Raw genomic sequence first — 16,440 nt, 5'->3', positions numbered from 1 at the left:
GCGTCCGACGCTGAACGCAGGGTCGGCGGCCGCGTACACCGCGCCCCGCGCGCCCGTCGACTCGCCGAGCAGCACCGTGACCTCGCCCGGAACCTGCTCGCTCGCTCCGCTGGCCGCGGCCGCCGCGCCGGGCGACCACAGCGCCGAACGGCGCGCCACCGCGTGCCCCTCGCGCTCGGCCAGCGCGGCCACTTCGTCGAAACGCTGCGGATGACGCGGCACCAGCATCAGCAGCGCGCCCGGCGTGGTCATGGCCGCGAACGCGCGCAGCACCAGCGCCTCCTCGCCCTCGCGCGTGCTGGCCGCCACCCACACCGGCCGCGCGCCGATCGCGTCGCGCCATGCATGGCCGCGCGCAGCCAGTTCGGGCGGCGTGGTCATGTCGAACTTGAGATTGCCGAGCACCGCCACGTTGCGCGCGCCGAGCGCGCTCAGGCGCTCGGCATCGGACGGGCTTTGCGCGAGCACGCGCGAGAACCCGCCGAACACCTCGCGCACGGCCGAACCGAAGCGCGAGGCGCGCCGGAACGAACGCGCCGACATGCGGCCGTTGGTCAGCACGAGCGGCACGTCGGCGCGCCGGCATTCGTCGATCAGCGTGGGCCACACCTCGGTTTCCATCACGAGGCCGAGCGTGGGCCGCCAGGCGCGCAGGAAGCGGCGCACCAGATGCGGCATGTCGTACGGCAGATAGCAGCGCAGCACGCGCGCGCCGAACAGTTGCTCGCCGGTGGCGCGGCCGCTCGGCGTCATGTGCGTGATCAGCAGCTTCGCGTCGGGCCGCGCCGCCAGCAGCGCGTCGATCAGCGGCTGCGCCGCGCGCGTCTCGCCGACCGACACCGCATGCACCCAGATCAGCGGCGCCGGATCGTCCGGGCCGCGCAACGCGCGCATGGCCGGCGCGATCCGACCGAACCGCTCGCCGATATGCTCGCGATAGCCGCGCTCGCGGCGCGAACGCCCAACCAGACGCAGCACCGCGATGGGCGCGACGATCCACCAAAGCGCGCGATACACCGCTCTCAACATGACACCACCGTGATTGCTCCGAACCGTGCGCGGCTGCTCAGACGAGCGCGCGCTGCTGCAGCCGCTCGAGAATGCCGAGCGGTGCGCATTCCGGCCGCGCCATCGCGCCGACCGGCAGGAAAAACGTTTGTTCCATCATGAACTGCCCCGACATCACCGCGTGGGACGTCTGATCCGAGAAGCAGATCCAGACGCTGCCCGGCGGGAACGGCATGGTTTGCTGCGGGCAATCCTGCTGATAGCCGAGGTCGGCCTTCATCGCGTCGTGCAGATGCAGCATCAGATGGTCGTAGGCGCTGCGCTTCGATTTCGTGACGTGCAGCAGGTTCAGCAGCCACGCCGCGCCGGGCAGTTGCGGGCGGATCGACGGCAGGAAGCGCTTGGCGACGTCCTCGAACGGCTCGCCGACGCGCCACACGCGCGGCGCGCCGTTCGGGTTCACGTTCGTGAACACGCGCAGGATGCGCTCGCCGTAGTTGGGCCGCGACGGGAACGCGTCGACGTGCAGCCGGCTGTCGTCCTTGCGCCACGAGGTTTCACGCGTTTCGACCTGACGCAGCCGCAGGCTGGTGGGCGCGACGCGCATCTTGCCGCGATATTCGGGAAACAGGCCGTCGACGAGCGAGGCGGCCTGCTGCTGATAACGCGCCACCAGCGCGCGCACGGCCGATTGCGTGACGGCGTCGCCGAGCACGCCGGCGATCGCGCCGCCGTTCGGCGCGAGGCTGATGTTCTTGCGCTGCGGATCGGCCAGCGCCGGATCGAGCAGCGCTTCCTCGCCGCCCTCGATGGCGAAGCGCAGGTTCGGGAAGTACAGCACCTTGCCGGTTTCGACCGCCGCCAGCAATTGCTCGCGCGGCAGGGACAACTGCTGCCCGTGCCAGTCGGCCGATTCGATATCGAGGATCTGGGATCCGGGCTGCGCGCCCGGCAGGGATTCGGTCATGATCGCACCGTTACAGAAGGCCGAACGACGCGAGCGCGCCCTTCACCTGAGACAGGGTGGGCGGCGCGCCGGCCGAGCCGAGATTGACGACGTTCGGCGACCAGTAGCCGCCCGTGCGCCACGCGGTCGCGAAATTGTACAGTTCGACGGTGGGCCGCTTGAGCGCCGCTGCGATATGCACGAGGCCCGTATCCACGCCCACGGTGGCCGCCGCGCCGTCGATCAGCCCGACCACGGCCGGCAGCGACAGCTTCGGCGGCACGATCGCGGCCGCGCCGAACGCCTCCGCGAGCCGCTCGCTGGTTGCGCGCTCGGCTTCGCTGCCCCACGGCAGCACCAGCGACGCACCGCGCCGCACCAGCGTCTGGCCGAGTTCGATCCAGGCGGCGTCGGGCCATTGCTTGTCGGCGCGGGAGGTCGCGTGGACGAAGACGACGTAGGGTACCGGAAGATTCAGATCGGCCGCGGCGAGCGCGCGCGCCGCCTGATGCGTGTCAAGGCCGAACTCGAGTTCGTCCTCGGGCGCCGGCGCAGGATCGCCGAGCGCGGCCGCCACCAGTTGGCGCGTGCGCTCGACCACGTGAGTGCGCGGCGCGATAGGCACGCGGCGGCGGTAGAAGAAACGCGCCGGCCATTCGTAGCCGGCGCCGTCGGTGCGGTTGCCGAGCCCGACCAGCGGGCCGCGCGCCCAGCTCGCCACCCAGGCGCTCTTGATGAGGCCCTGGCAATCGATCACGAGGTCGTAGTGTTCGCCGGCGATCCGGCGGCGGAAGGCGCGGATCTCGCGCCAGGTCTGCGCGCTGCCGAGCGACTTGCGCCAGCGCCGCAGCGAGAACGGCAACACGTTGCGCACGCCATGCACGAGCTTCACGAGCTCGACGAAGCCTTCCTCGACGAGCCAGTCGATCTGCGCATCCGGATGGCGCCGGTGGATGTCGGCGATCACCGGCATGTTGTGCACGACGTCGCCGAGCGACGACACGCGCACGATCAGAATTTTTTGCACGCTGAAAAAACCGGGACAGGCCGGCAAGGACCCAAAGACGCGATTTTATCGCGTCGGCGGGCTTATCCCGTAAACGGGATGCGGCGGGAAGATTCGGGAAGACGAGCCAGGGACGAACCGGAGCGGCCGCATGGCGGGCCGCTCCGTGGCACTGCCTGCTTAGAACGGCAGCTTGGCGTCGGGCTTGGCGGCCGTCAGCGCACGGCGGAAATCGTCCTGGATGCGCGCGAGCGCTTCGGCGGTGTTCGCCTCGAAGCGCAGCACCACGACCGGCGTGGTGTTCGACGAACGCGCGAGGCCGAAGCCGTCCGGGTATTCGACGCGCAGGCCGTCGATCGTGACGATTTCATCCGCGCCGTCGAACTTGGCGTTCGCGCGCAGCTTCTCGATCAGCTCGACGTTCTCGCCTTCCTCGAGCTTCAGTTGCAGCTCGGGCGTCGATTCCGCGTTCGGCAGGCCGTTGAGCAGCGCGCTCGGATCGGCCGCGCGGGCCAGGATCTCGAGCAGGCGCGCGCCGGTGTAGAGGCCGTCGTCGAAGCCGTACCAGCGATCCTTGAAGAACACGTGGCCGCTCATCTCGCCGGCCAGCGGTGCGCCGGTTTCGCGCAGCTTGGCCTTCACGAGCGAGTGGCCCGTTTTCCACATCAGCGGCTCGCCGCCCTTCTCGCGGATCCACTGCGCCAGGTTGCGCGTGCACTTCACGTCGTAGATGATCTGCGCGCCCGGGTTGCGCGACAGCACTTCCTCGGCGAACAGCATCATCTGGCGATCCGGGTAGATGATCTGGCCGTCTTTCGTGACGACGCCGAGGCGGTCGCCATCGCCGTCGAACGCGAAGCCGATCTCGGCATCGGTTTCCTTCAGCGCGCGGATCACGTCCTGGAGGTTTTCCGGGTGCGCCGGATCCGGGTGGTGGTTCGGGAAGTTGCCGTCGATTTCGGTGAACAGCTCGACCAGCTCGCAGCCGAGCGCCTTGAACAGGCGCGGCGCCAGTTCGCCGGCCACGCCGTTGCCGGCGTCGACGACGATCTTCAGCGGGCGCGCGAGCTTGATGTCGCCGACGATGCGCTGCAGGTAGGCGTCCGACACGTCGTGCTGCTCGAAGCTGCCGCTGCCTTCGGAGAAGTTGCCGTCGACGATGCGGCGGTACAGCGCCTGGATCTGCTCGCCGTAGATCGCCGCGCCGCGCAGGACCATCTTGAAGCCGTTGTAGTCGGGCGGGTTGTGGCTGCCCGTCACCACGATGCACGAATCGACGCGGCGCTCGCCGCCGGCCAGCGGCAGCGGCACGCTGGCCGCGAAGTAACCGACCGGCGTCGGCACCATGCCGACGTCGACCACATCCACGCCCGCCGCGCGCAGCCCGTCCGACAGTGCGCCGATCAGTTCCGGGCCCGACAGGCGGCCGTCGCGCGCCACCACCACGGCGTCGCCGCCCTGGGCGCGCACTTCGCTGCCGAATGCCTGACCGATGGAGCGGGCGGTGGCCGCGTCGAGCGTCTTGCCGATCACACCGCGAATGTCGTACGCCTTGAAAATGGATTGGGAAATCATCGATTCACTCTCTGTCGTGCTTGGAAAAATTGGCTCCGCATCGCGCACCGGCCTGACCGGCGCGCCGCCGGCGCCCAAACGGGCGGTGGCACGCTCCCCGTGAATGTCGGGTTGGAACCCGGACAACTTATAATCGCTGGTTTCGACCCGGCCGCTCAGCGCGGCAGGCCGCTTAAGGGCGGCCGGGCTTCGACCGCGAGCCGCCCATTCTAATGCGTGGATGTTTCAGCGCCGCAAATTAGAAAATCGGCACGGCGGCCCGGGCCGGCGTCGGCCCTATTTTCGTTCGAATTTTTTCATGCTGAAGCTTTCGCGCATCGCGAACCCCGATGTCGCCCGGGCCGCCCGGAATCTCGTCTGGCTCGGCCTCGAACGCCTGACCCAGATCGGCGTCGCGATCGCGATCAGCGGCCTGCTGGCGCGCGCGCTCGGCCCCGACGCGTTCGGCAAATGGCAGTACGCGAACACGCTGCTGCTGGTGCTCGCCCCGCTCACCTGGGTGTGCGGCGCCGAAATTCTCGTGCCCACCATCGTCCAGCGCCCGCCGGCCCAGCTCGGCGCGGTGCTCGGCAGTGCGTTCGCGCTGCGCTTTTCGGTGTCGGTGGCGGCGCTCGGCCTGACCTGGGGCGGCATCGCGGCCGGCCTCGTCGATCCGCTGGTGGGCGCGATGCTGGCCGGGCTGGCCGTGACGATGGTGCTGCGCGAGCCGTTCGTCGGCGTGGTCAACGCCTGGCTGCAGAGCATGACGTACAGCAAGCCGCAACTGATCGCCAGCATGTTCGCCGCGCTCGGCAAGGCGCTGCTGGTCTGGCTGCTGGTGCGCGCCGCCGCCGCGCCGGCCAGCTACGGCTGGCTCTGGGCGCTGGAAGCCGGCGCGATCGCGGTGGCGCTGATGCTCTACTACCGGCGCCGCAACGGCGGCCGGCTCGGCTGGCGCGTCGAAGGCCCGCTGTTCCGCCATTTCGCCTCGGCCGGCACGGTGTTCTGGATCGGCCTGGTCTGCATGTACCTGTTCCTGAAGCTCGACCGGCTGATGCTGCAGCAGCAGGTGTCGTTCGCCGAACTGGGCCGCTATGCCGCGGCGCAGCAACTTAACGAGAACTGGATCACGCTGGCGCTGCTGCTCGCGCAGACCATCGCGCCGGCCTTCGTCTACCGCGTGACCGACGTGCCGCAACTGCGCCGCAACGTGTGGCGCCTGATCGCCATGACCAGCGCGCTGATGATCGGCGGCGCGGCCGTGCTCGACCTGCTCGCGCCGCTGATCATCGGTCGCGTGTTCGGGCCGGGCTTCGAGCAGTCGGTGTCGATCTTCCGCTGGGCCGTGTGGCTGTCGGTGCCGGCCGGCATCGAGGCGATCGGCAATCTCGTCGTGCTCAAATATCAGGCGAAATTCGTGCTGCTCGCGAAATGGGTGCTGGCGCTGGCCGTGGCGGCCGCGGCCAATGCCGTCGCGATTCCCGCGCTGGGCCTGTACGGCGCGCTCGTCGGGCTGGCCGCCGGCTATCTCGCTGCCGCCTCGGTCAATTTCCACTACATCCGCCAGACACTGCGCCCATGACGCTCTCCCCCACGCCCGCCGGCGCCCTCGACGACGTCGCGGTGCTGATTCCCGCCTACAACGGCCACGCGGATCTCGAACGCACGCTCGCCTCGTTCGACGAGCCGGCGCCCGTGCACGTGCTGGTGGTGGACGACGGCAGCACGCCGCCCATCGCGCCGGGCGAGCACGCGGGCCTGCGCATCGAGGTGCTGCGCATGCCGCGGAACGGCGGCATCGAGCGCGCGCTGGCCGCCGGCATGGAAGCGCTGGCCGCGCGCGGCTTCCGCTACGCGGCGCGCATCGACGCGGGCGATCTGGCCGCGCCGCGGCGGCTCGTCAAACAGCGCGCGTTCCTGGCGGCGAACCCGCGCGTGGCCTGCGTCGGCGCCTGGACCCAGGTGATCTCGCGCGACGGCCGCCCGCTGTTCATGCTGACGCCGCCGGCCGATCCGGCCCGGCTGCGCCGCACGCGTTTCGCGCGTTCGCCGCTGGTGCATCCGTCGGTGATGCTCGATATCGCGCGGGTGCTGGAGGTCGGCAACTATCGCATCAAATATCGGGCCGCCGAGGATCTCGACATTTTTTTGCGCTTAATGGAACGCTACGATTGCGCGAACCTGCCGGAACTCGGCCTATATTACGAACTGAACGAAGGCGGCATCAGCGCCACCAAACGGCGCCGGCAGATCCAATCGACGCTGGCGCTCGTAATCCGCTATTTCGACGTGCGCAACCCTTACGACTGGTGCGGCCTGGCGAAATACCTGCTGCACCTCGTCACGCCGTATTCGCTGCTGCAGGCGCTCAAGCGGCGCTCGTTCGCCTCGCGCCGCGCCGCCTGATGCGCGCGCCCCGTTCCCCTTTCATCGCTTCGACATGAATTCCGTTTCCGCGCTGCGCATCGTTCTCGTCTGCAATACCGCCTGGGCGATCCATACCTATCGTCAAGGGCTGATCCGGATGCTCGTGGCGAGCGGCGCCGAGGTGACGGTGCTCGCGCCGCGCGACCGCACCGTGGCGCCGCTCGAACAGATGGGCTGCCGCTATGTCGAGCTGCCGGTCGCCTCGAAGGGCACCGATCCGGTCGAGGATCTGCGCACGCTGGCCGCGATGCGGCGTCACTACCGCGCGATCCGCCCGCACCTGGTGTTCCATTACACGATCAAGCCGAACATCTACGGCTCGATCGCGGCGTGGCTCGCGCGCACGCCGTCGGTGGCGGTGACCACCGGCCTCGGCTACGTGTTCATCCGCGAAAGCCGCGCGGCGAGCATCGCCAAGCTGCTGTACCGGTTCGCGTTCCGTTTTCCGCGCGAGGTGTGGTTCCTGAACCGCGACGACCTCGCCACCTTCGAGGCGCAGCGCCTGCTCGCGCATCCCGAGCGGGCGCGGCTGCTGCACGGCGAAGGCGTGGACATCGCGCAATTCGCGCCGGTGCCGCTGCCCGAGCGCGACACTTACACGTTCGTGCTGATCGGCCGGTTGCTGTGGGACAAGGGCGTGCGCGAATATGTCGACGCCGCGCGCGCGCTGAAGCCGCGCTATCCGCACGCGCGCTTCGCGCTGCTCGGCCCGGTGGGCGTGGACAATCCGAGCGCCGTGTCGCGCACCTACCTCGACGAATGGGTGCGCGACGGCGCGATCGAGTATCTTGGCGAGGCGCACGACGTGCGCCCGCACATCGAGGCGGCCGATTGCGTGGTGCTGCCCTCGTATCGCGAGGGCGTGCCGCGCACGCTGATGGAAGCCTCGGCGATGGGCCGGCCGATCGTCGCCACCGACGTGCCGGGCTGCCGCGACGTGGTGGCCGACGGCGAAACCGGCCTGCTCTGCACGGCGCGCGACAGCGCGAGCCTGGCCGAGAAAATGGCGGCCATGCTCGATTTGCCGGCCGAAGCGCGCCGCGCGATGGGCGAGCGCGGCCGCGAGAAAGTATTGAGAGAATTCGACGAAGCGGCTGTCGTCGATCGTTATCGGGAAACCATCCGTGCCCTGACCGGCACGGCACTCTGAGGGAGGGCAACGCAATGAGCAACAAGGGCACGATCCTCGTGACGGGCGGTGCGGGCTTCATCGGCTCGCACACGGTCGTCGAACTGCTCGGCAGCGGCTACGACGTCGTGATCGTCGACAACCTGGTCAACAGCAAGCGCGAGGCCGTCGAACGGATCGCGCAGATCGCCGGGCGCGCGCCCGCGTTCCACCAGATCGACGCCTGCGACGAAGCCGCGCTCGGCAAGGTGTTCGACGCGCATCCGATCACGGCCGCAATCCACTTCGCCGCGCTGAAGGCGGTGGGCGAATCGGTCGCGAAGCCGGTGGAGTACTACCGCAACAACCTCGACAGCCTGCTGGCCGTGCTGAGCGTCATGCGCGCGCGCAACGTCAAGCACTTCGTGTTCAGCTCGTCGGCCACCGTGTACGGCGTGCCCGAGCGCTCGCCGATCGACGAATCGTTCCCGCTGTCGGCCACCAACCCGTACGGCCAGACCAAGCTGATCGCCGAGCAGATCCTGCGCGACGTCGAGCTGTCCGATCCGTCGTGGCGCATCGCCACGCTGCGCTACTTCAACCCGGTCGGCGCGCACGAAAGCGGCCTGATCGGCGAGGATCCGGCCGGCCTGCCGAACAACCTGATGCCTTACGTGGCGCAGGTCGCCGTCGGCAAGCTCGAGAAGCTGCGCGTGTTCGGCAACGACTACCCGACGCCCGACGGCACCGGCGTGCGCGACTACATCCACGTGGTCGATCTCGCGCGCGGCCACCTGAAGGCGCTCGACGCGCTGAAGCAGCGCGACGCGAGCTTCGTCGTCAATCTCGGCACCGGCCACGGCTACAGCGTGCTCGACATCATCAAGGCATTCGAGGCCGCGAGCGGCCGCAAGGTGCCGTACGAGATCGTCGCGCGCCGCCCCGGCGACGTCGGCGAGTGCTACGCGAACCCGGCGCGTGCCGCCGAGCTGATCGGCTGGCAGGCCGAGTACGGCATCGAGCGGATGTGCACCGATCACTGGCGCTGGCAGGAACGGAACCCGCGCGGGTTCGCCTGATCGGCGGGTGGCGTTCCGCCCCGAACGGCCTGTCGAAAGCCCCGCTCCGGCGGGGCTTTTGATTGGACGAAACACGCCCGGACGGCCATCCGGCCCCACTGTCGCCATCGCCCGCAAGTCCTTGTCGTATAAGGAAAACGCAAGCCGCAACCCGCTCGCGGCGGCGCCCGGCGCTCCGGTATAATCCGCTGGCTCGAATTCCGGCCAACCCCGGTTCGCCCCTGCCTCGTTTCCCGGCCCGTCCATGCTCAGTTTCGCCGTCGCGTTCCTCGCCTCCCTGCTCGTCACGCTGCTCATCATCCGCTATGCGCACCTGCACGAAAAATTCTCGATCGATCACGATCTGGCCGGCGTGCAGAAATTCCACGCGCATCCGGTGCCGCGCGTCGGCGGGCTCGGTATCGTCGCCGGCCTGCTGATCGGCTGCGTGCCGCTCGCGATGCGCTACCCCACCATCGCCGGCAGCATCGCGGGCCTCGCCGCCTGCGGCATCCCGGCGTTCGGCTCGGGGCTGATCGAGGATCTGACCAAGAAGGTGTCGCCGCGCGCGCGTCTGCTCTGCACCATGGCGGCGGCCGCGATCGCGTTCGCGCTGGTGGGCGTGGCGATCACGCGCATCAGCGTGCCGCCGCTCGATTTCCTGCTCGGCTACACGGCGATTTCGGCCGTCGTCACGGTGCTGGCCGTGGCCGCGCTCGCCAATGCCGTCAACATCATCGACGGCTTCAACGGCCTGGCCTCGATGGTCGCGTTCATGATGTTCGCCTCGCTCGCCTACGTGTCGTTCCAGGTGTCCGAGCCGGTCGTGCTGTCGGCCTCGCTGCTGATGATGGGCGCGATCATGGGCTTCTTCATCTGGAACTTCCCGGCCGGCCTGATCTTCCTCGGCGACGGCGGCGCGTACTTCATCGGCTTCATGCTCGGCGAGCTGTCGATCCTGCTCGTGATGCGGCATCGCGAGGTGTCGGCCTGGTATCCGGTGCTGCTGTTCATGTACCCGATCTTCGAAACCTGCTTCTCGATCTACCGGAAGAAGTTCGTGCGCGGCATCTCGCCCGGGATTCCCGACGGCGTGCACCTGCACATGCTCGTCTACAAGCGGCTGATGCGCTGGGCCGTGGGCACGCGCGCCGCGCACGAGCTGACGCGCCGCAATTCGCTGACCTCGCCCTATCTGTGGCTGCTGTGCCTGATCGCCGTGATCCCGGCCACGCTGTTCTGGCGGCACACCGTGCATCTGTTCGCGTTCGTGCTGGTGTTCGCGTTCACGTACGTCTGGCTCTACGTCAGCATCGTGCGGTTCCGCGTGCCGCGCTGGATGGTGGTGCGCAAGACGCGCGCGCAGCATCGTCAGCAACACTGAGCCTTCGCCGCTTCTCTGGCCGCCGCTCTGGCAGCCCCACCGTCGTGCGGACATGAAAAAAGCGCCCCTTGGGGCGCTTTTTGTTTGCGCTGCCGAATCCGTGGGCCGCAAGGGCCAGGCCGGTTCAGGCCTGTGCGCGCGTCGTCGGCACGCTCTGCAGGGTCGGCCCGGACGCCGGCGCATATTCCGGCACCCAGCGGCGCAGGTCGCGGCGCACTTCGTCGTCGGCCAGCACGCGATGCTGCATGAGCCACGGCAGCAGTTCGTCGAGCAGGTTTTCCGGCACCTCGCGCGCCTTCGCCGTGCGCAGCTTCGGATGCGGCGTGCGCGTGGTGGTTTCGTCGTCGGCCAGCAGTTCCTCGTAGAGCTTCTCGCCGGGCCGCAGGCCGGAGAATTCGATGCGGATCTGGTCCTGGTCGAAACCGTAGAGGCGGATCAGGTCGCGCGCGAGATCGACGATGCGCACCGGCTCGCCCATGTCGAGGATGAAGATTTCGCCGCCCTGCCCCATGCTCGACGCCTGCAGCACGAGCTGCGACGCCTCGGGAATCGTCATGAAGAAGCGCGTGATTTCGGGGTGCGTGACCGTGACCGGGCCGCCCTTGGCGATCTGCTGCTGGAACTTCGGGATCACGCTGCCGGCGCTGCCGAGCACGTTGCCGAAGCGCACCGTCTCGAACTGCGTGTTCGGGCTCGACTGCTGCAGCGCCTGGCAGGCCATCTCGGCGAGCCGCTTGCTCGCGCCCATCACGTTGGTCGGGTTGACGGCCTTGTCGGTCGAGATCAGCACGAAGTGACGCACGCCATGGCGGATCGCCGCGCGCGCCACGCGATAGGTGCCGAGCACGTTGTTGCGCAGCGCCTGCCATGCGTTCAGCTCTTCCATCAACGGCACGTGCTTGTAGGCGGCCGCGTGGAACACGATGTGCGGCGTGTGCGCCGACATCACGTGATCGAGCAGCAGGGAATCCTTCGCATCGCCGATGATCGGCACCACGCGGCTTTCGGGAAAGCGCTCGCGCAGGTCTTCGGTCAGGCGGTAGATCGCGTACTCGGACAGATCGAACGCGATCAGTTGCGCCGGCGCGAATTTGAGGATCTGGCGGCACAGCTCGGAGCCGATCGACCCGCCCGCGCCCGTGACCATCACCACGCGATCGCGCAGCAAGGCATTGACGTGAGGGGTGTCGATCGTGACTTCATCGCGGCCGAGCAGATCTTCGAGGTCGATCTGGCGAACCTGGGAGAGAAAGCCCTGCCCCGGCATCAAGCCCGTCAGCGACGGCAGTACCAGCGCTTTCACGCCGGCCCGCACGCACAGCGTCGCGACGCGGCGCTGCGCCTCGACGGAAGCCGACGGAATCGCGATGATCACGTGCTCGGCCTTGGTGGACTCGCTCCAGCGCGCCAGCTCCGAAATCGGGCCCAGCACCTTGTAGCCGTAGACTTCGCGGCCATGCTTGACCGGATCGTCGTCGAGCAGGCCGACCAGGCGCCATTCGCCCGAGCGCGACAGCTCGCGCGCCAGGCTCGCGCCCGCGCCGCCGGCGCCGAGCACGAGAATCGGCTTGCCCTGCCCGACCAGCCCGCCGTAGCGATAGAACTCCTTGGTCGCGCGATACAGCGCACGCGCGCCGCCCATCACGAGGAACAGCAGCAGCGGCGAAAGCAGCAACACCGAGCGCGGAATGATCGGCACCGGCTGGAACAGCACGGCGCAGACCATCACGATGCCGCCGCCGCCCGCCACGGCCTTCGAAATCCGCAGCAGATCGGGCAGGCTCGCGAACACCCACAGCCCGCGGTACAGGCCGAAGCTCCAGAACATCAGGCCGTAGACGGGCAACGCCCAGGCGAGCGCAATCACGCCGCCTTCGAGGAAATCGTGCGGGATTTCGCCATTGAAGCGAACCAGATAGCTGGCGAGCCAAACGCTCGCCACCGCCACCAGATCGAACAGAAAGGCGCTGAGCGAGAGCCACGAGGCTTTGGGTCGAATCATGGGTGCGAGCCTCGGGATGATGATTGCGCCTCGGGATGCCGCCGCCACCGTGCATCGATCGCGAGCGCCAGCCCGCCCAACGCGATGTACCAGACAATTGCGACGATCCACGGGCCATATCCTGAACGGGTCGTGGCAAACAGGCCGGCGAGCACGCCCACCGCCATCACGACATAGGCGCGAGACGCCATGCGTGCATGCCCCGCGCCCATCCGGACAACGCGTTGATAGTAATGCTGGCGATGCGCCTGCCAGAATTTCTCGCCACGTAACAAACGTTTCGAAAGCGTCACGGACGCATCAAAAATAAAAGGGCCGAATACGATTGCCGGAAACGCGGCCGACCAGACGCCTTGGCTCCATCCCCAATATCCGAGCGCACCGGCCAGGAAGCCGAGCGGAATGGAGCCGGCATCGCCAAGAAACAGCTTGGCCGGATGGAAGTTGAGCAACAGGAAACCGGCGGCGGCGCCCATAACGGCCAACGATGCCACCCCCAGCGCCGGTATCACCGCCGTACCGGACGGCCAACCGAGCGCGGCCAGCGCGTAGGCCCCGAAGCCGAATACCGCCATCCCGCCCGCGAGGCCATCCGCACCGTCCATGAAGTTATAGAGGTTGATCAGCCACAACAGCACGATGGCCACCGCCGGCAACAGCCAGACCGGGACCGGCGCCGGATAGACGGCCAGCAGCACCGCGACGGCGGCAATATGCCCGCCGAACCGCACGCGCGCCGACAGGCCACGGCGGTCGTCGATCTGCGACATGGTTGCCAGCGCCAGCGCCAGCCAGCCGACCCACGCCAGGCCGGGCGCCGCCAGCAGGATCAGCGCCGCCGACACCGGCACGACGCCCCAGCCGCCCACACGCGGCGTCGGCCGCACATGCAGCGAACGCTCGTTCGGCATATCGGTCGCGAGCAGCCATGCCAGACCCGTGCGCAACAGCACACGCAGGATCAGCGTGCTGCACGCGGCCGCGACGATCGCGATCAGGGCCGCATCGCTCCAATGAGTAAAGGGGACGGTCAACATGGATGGATTCTACCCGCGGCGCTGTGTGGACCGATACCATGCGGCAGTTCCCGCAAGGCCTGCATCGGTCGAGACGGGCGGCCGCCAGCCCAACGTGTCAGCCAGCGCCGCGTGACTGACGCGCAGGCTCTGTGTGAGCCGGTCGATCTGCGCACTGCGTCCGCTAAGCCGGCCGATCGTCCGCAGGATCGGCAAGGGCACCGGCAACAGTCTGGCCGGACGCCCGAGATGCCGGCCGATTGCGCGCAGCAACTCGCTGACGGTCAACGTCTCGGCATCCGAAACATGGAAACACCCCGAGACGGCGCGCGCATCGAGCGCGCCGAGCACCAGCGCGTCGGCAAGATTATCGACATGCACCAGGCTGCGACGGGCGTCGAGCGCACCGAACGGCAGCGGTATGCCACGGGCAACAGCCTGCATCAGGTTGAGGAAATTGGCACGCACGCCCGGTCCGTAGACGAGCGGCGGGCGAACGATGACGATCTCCATCCCCGAACGCGCGCCGAATTCGCGCAATGCCTGCTCGGCACGCAGCTTCGAGCGCCCATAGGCATCCTCGGGATGCGGCGTGCCGGTCTCCACGAGCGGCCGCCCGTCGTCGCGCTCGGCCAGCGCCTTGATGCTGCTGACAAACACGAAACGGGAAGCGCCGCGTTCGCGGGCCGCTCGCGCGACTCGCAGCGTGCCTTCGACGTTGGTGGCCATGAACGCCTGGTCGGCCGATTCCGGTGCCGTCTCGCGCATCACGTGAACGCGCGCGGCCGAGTGGATCACGGCATCGATGCCATCCGGAAACGGCGAACCCGGTTCGCCCAATCCCGCAAAATCGGCATGGGGATGCAGATGCTCGATCGCACCCGGCATTCCGCCGCTCTTGCGGCGCAGCAGCGCCACCGTGTCGATGTCGCGCGCCGCGAGCGCGGCCACCACTGCGCGCCCGACGAAACCGTTGGCTCCCGTCACGAGAATTCGCGTCACCAGAACCTCCAGCCAAAACGGTTGAAGAACTTGAACGCCGATGCGCCGAACAACTTCACATGCAGCCAGCCCTTGCGCGCCGCATGGCCACCGTAGTGCGCGGTGCGCACGGCCGGCACATAGGCAACCCGCGTGACCTCATGCGCACGGAGGCTCAGATCGTAATCCTCGAAATAGAGGAAATAGCGCGGATCAAAGCCACCGACCTTGCGCAGAATCTCGGCGCGAAACAGCATGAAGCAACCACTGACGATTGGCGGATCGAACAGCACGTGCTCCCCGTCGATCACGTCGCGCATTTCGTAGTCGGCCAACAGAGCGGCAAACGGCGCCCGCCACCGCGCCGGCAGGAATCCGCGCACGAACAGGCTGACGACGGTCGGCCGGCGCCGGCACAGATACTGCATCGCGCCGTCCGGCCCTGCCACGTAGGGCGAGAGCAGCCCGACCTCAGGGTGGCTGTCGAGGAACGCGAAAGCCTGCGACAGCGCATCGGGCGCCAGATCGATATCGGGATTCAGAATCAGATGGAAACCGGTTTCGGCCGCACCGATCGCGAGATTGTGTCCACGCCCGTAGCCGACGTTGCCGTGACCCGAGACGATGCGCCCCTCGATGTCGGTCAGGTTCAGACGCTGCAGCAGATCGGCGCCGGCCTCGGGCGCCAGCCCGCCGTTGTCGATCAGCACCACAACGGCCGACAGGCTGCCCCGCGCCGCACGCGCATGCGCTATCGCGCCGGCCAACCGTTCGATCGTGCGTGTCAGCACCGGCAGATCGGGCCGATACACGACGATCGAAATCGCGAGGGTCGGGTGTGCCATGCGGGGCGCGGCGAATCCGTCTTTCATCTGTACAGTCATGCCCGGCATGGCTCAGGCCAGCGCGGCACGGAATGCTTCGGCATGCTTGGCATCGGTCGCATAGCTGTAGAACGCGGCGCGGGACGGGAAGGCGCGCGCCGCCGTTTGCAGAAACAGCACCAGCTCCGACAGGTTCTTGTTCGCCAGGAAGCGGCGAAACGCCGTGAAGTCGTTCGCATCCAGGCCGGCGGAGAACAATCCCGGCCCCGTCATCTCGAGCGCCTGAGCGATGACCGCGGCGATCTCGATACGCACCTTGCCGAGGTCTTCCTTGATCGTATTGCGCTCGTGAACGCGATAAACGATGTGCTCATGGCCACGATCGACATAGGCCGACGCATGCGCGTACGCATACATCAGGAAGTCGAGATCGTGGCAATAGCGCAGCGGCTGGAAACCACCGGCCGCTTCCCAAAGCGCGCGACTGAAAACCATGTTCGAGGTCGTGCCGACGAAGTTTTCGTTGAGCACGGCCAGTTGCGCCAGGCCGGTGTCGTCGAGGAAAGCCCGTGCACGAGCCAGCCAGTCGATCGCCACGCCCTTGTCCTGGCGAGCGCCATGGTCGTCCATGATGCCGATCTCGCCGGCGATCAGCGCCACACCGGGCAACGCGTTCAACACACGACGGCAACGCGCGAGCTTGCCGGGCAAAAACGTGTCGTCCGAGTTCAGCACGGCGACGTAATCGCCGCGGCTGATGCCGATCGCACGATTGATGGTGTTGTGAGCGCCGGCATTGTCCTGACGGAAAGCCTTGGCATTGGGCACGCGAGCAAGCACGCGTTGCGCCACGGCAAAACCGTCGTCCGACGAACCGTCGTCGATCAGGATGATTTCGTCGGCCGGCGACGTTTGCGAAAGGACGCTGTCGAGCGTGCCTTCGATATAGCGCGCATGGTTATAGAGCGGAATCACGACGGAGATCGTCGCGTTGGCGAGATCGCCTGTATCGGGCACGGTGTAACCGGCCGGAGCCGGGCTATCGGCCGCCGCCGTCGATCCTGCGGGCTGAGCCACGCGGCGGCGGAACGAGAACAGGGACATGGTGTGGATTCCGTAATGACTG

Annotated in this window: 13 protein-coding genes and 1 pseudogene; 5 read left to right on the top strand and 9 right to left on the bottom strand. The window is 67.9% G+C overall.

Annotation, left to right across the window (positions count from 1 at the left end):
• The 4 genes and pseudogenes from waaA to G3N92_RS05025 all read right to left on the bottom strand — a co-directional run.
• Nucleotides 1-1,029 (bottom strand): lipid IV(A) 3-deoxy-D-manno-octulosonic acid transferase (gene waaA / locus G3N92_RS05040; protein WP_206126355.1); only part of this gene is annotated, 1,029 nt, incomplete at its 3' end.
• Between the two features lie 37 nt (nt 1,030-1,066).
• Complete coding sequence (locus G3N92_RS05035; RefSeq protein WP_206126354.1) at nt 1,067-1,975, bottom strand: Kdo hydroxylase family protein; 909 nt, start codon at nt 1,973-1,975, stop codon at nt 1,067-1,069.
• Between the two features lie 10 nt (nt 1,976-1,985).
• Nucleotides 1,986-3,025, bottom strand: a pseudogene (gene waaC / locus G3N92_RS05030) (lipopolysaccharide heptosyltransferase I).
• A 115-nt stretch (nt 3,026-3,140) separates the two neighbouring features.
• Nucleotides 3,141-4,535, bottom strand: a complete 1,395-nt coding sequence (locus tag G3N92_RS05025; protein WP_206126353.1) for a phosphomannomutase/phosphoglucomutase — start codon at nt 4,533-4,535, stop codon at nt 3,141-3,143.
• A 298-nt stretch (nt 4,536-4,833) separates the two neighbouring features.
• Between G3N92_RS05025 and G3N92_RS05020 the strand changes: the two genes are divergently transcribed.
• The 5 genes from G3N92_RS05020 (at nt 4,834) to G3N92_RS05000 (ending at nt 10,491) form a co-directional block, all read left to right on the top strand.
• Nucleotides 4,834-6,096 (top strand): oligosaccharide flippase family protein, encoded by a 1,263-nt coding sequence (locus G3N92_RS05020; RefSeq protein WP_206126352.1) that lies wholly within the window; start codon nt 4,834-4,836, stop codon nt 6,094-6,096.
• A complete protein-coding gene (locus G3N92_RS05015) occupies nt 6,093-6,920 on the top strand; it encodes a glycosyltransferase (RefSeq protein ID WP_206126351.1) in 828 nt (275 codons plus the stop codon). Before G3N92_RS05020 ends, G3N92_RS05015 begins: the two co-directional genes overlap by 4 nt.
• A 34-nt stretch (nt 6,921-6,954) precedes the next feature.
• Nucleotides 6,955-8,091: a glycosyltransferase family 4 protein gene (locus tag G3N92_RS05010; protein ID WP_206126350.1), complete on the top strand. Its 1,137-nt coding sequence runs from the start codon at nt 6,955-6,957 to the stop codon at nt 8,089-8,091.
• Between the two features lie 14 nt (nt 8,092-8,105).
• The gene (gene galE / locus G3N92_RS05005) at nt 8,106-9,128 is read left to right on the top strand and encodes a UDP-glucose 4-epimerase GalE (protein ID WP_206126349.1); all 1,023 of its coding nucleotides are present in this window, start codon (nt 8,106-8,108) and stop codon (nt 9,126-9,128) included.
• 244 nt (nt 9,129-9,372) lie between these two features.
• Complete coding sequence (locus G3N92_RS05000) at nt 9,373-10,491, top strand: glycosyltransferase (protein ID WP_206126348.1); 1,119 nt, start codon at nt 9,373-9,375, stop codon at nt 10,489-10,491.
• A 124-nt stretch (nt 10,492-10,615) separates the two neighbouring features.
• On the opposite strand, the gene G3N92_RS04995 is transcribed toward G3N92_RS05000, so the two are convergent.
• Genes G3N92_RS04995 through G3N92_RS04975 form a run of 5 tightly spaced genes read right to left on the bottom strand, consistent with a single transcriptional unit; the run spans nt 10,616 to nt 16,418 of the window.
• Nucleotides 10,616-12,493, bottom strand: coding sequence for a nucleoside-diphosphate sugar epimerase/dehydratase (locus G3N92_RS04995; RefSeq protein ID WP_206126347.1), 1,878 nt, complete (start codon nt 12,491-12,493; stop codon nt 10,616-10,618).
• On the bottom strand, nt 12,490-13,530 hold the full coding sequence (locus tag G3N92_RS04990) for a glycosyltransferase family 4 protein (RefSeq protein ID WP_206126346.1): 1,041 nt from the start codon (nt 13,528-13,530) through the stop codon (nt 12,490-12,492). The genes G3N92_RS04995 and G3N92_RS04990 overlap by 4 nt, the downstream gene beginning before the upstream one ends.
• Nucleotides 13,531-13,539: 9 nt before the next feature.
• Nucleotides 13,540-14,511, bottom strand: a complete 972-nt coding sequence (locus G3N92_RS04985; RefSeq protein WP_206126345.1) for an NAD-dependent epimerase/dehydratase family protein — start codon at nt 14,509-14,511, stop codon at nt 13,540-13,542.
• Complete coding sequence (locus tag G3N92_RS04980; protein WP_241014591.1) at nt 14,508-15,362, bottom strand: glycosyltransferase family 2 protein; 855 nt, start codon at nt 15,360-15,362, stop codon at nt 14,508-14,510. The genes G3N92_RS04985 and G3N92_RS04980 overlap by 4 nt, the downstream gene beginning before the upstream one ends.
• A gap of 24 nt (nt 15,363-15,386) precedes the next feature.
• On the bottom strand, nt 15,387-16,418 hold the full coding sequence (locus G3N92_RS04975; protein WP_206126344.1) for a glycosyltransferase: 1,032 nt from the start codon (nt 16,416-16,418) through the stop codon (nt 15,387-15,389).
• Nucleotides 16,419-16,440: the final 22 nt, after the last annotated feature.

The organism is Burkholderia sp. Ac-20379 (genome assembly GCF_017104645.1).
GTDB lineage: Bacteria > Pseudomonadota > Gammaproteobacteria > Burkholderiales > Burkholderiaceae > Burkholderia.
Note: the sequence above shows the minus strand (reverse complement) of the source record. Positions and strands in the feature narration are given on the sequence as shown.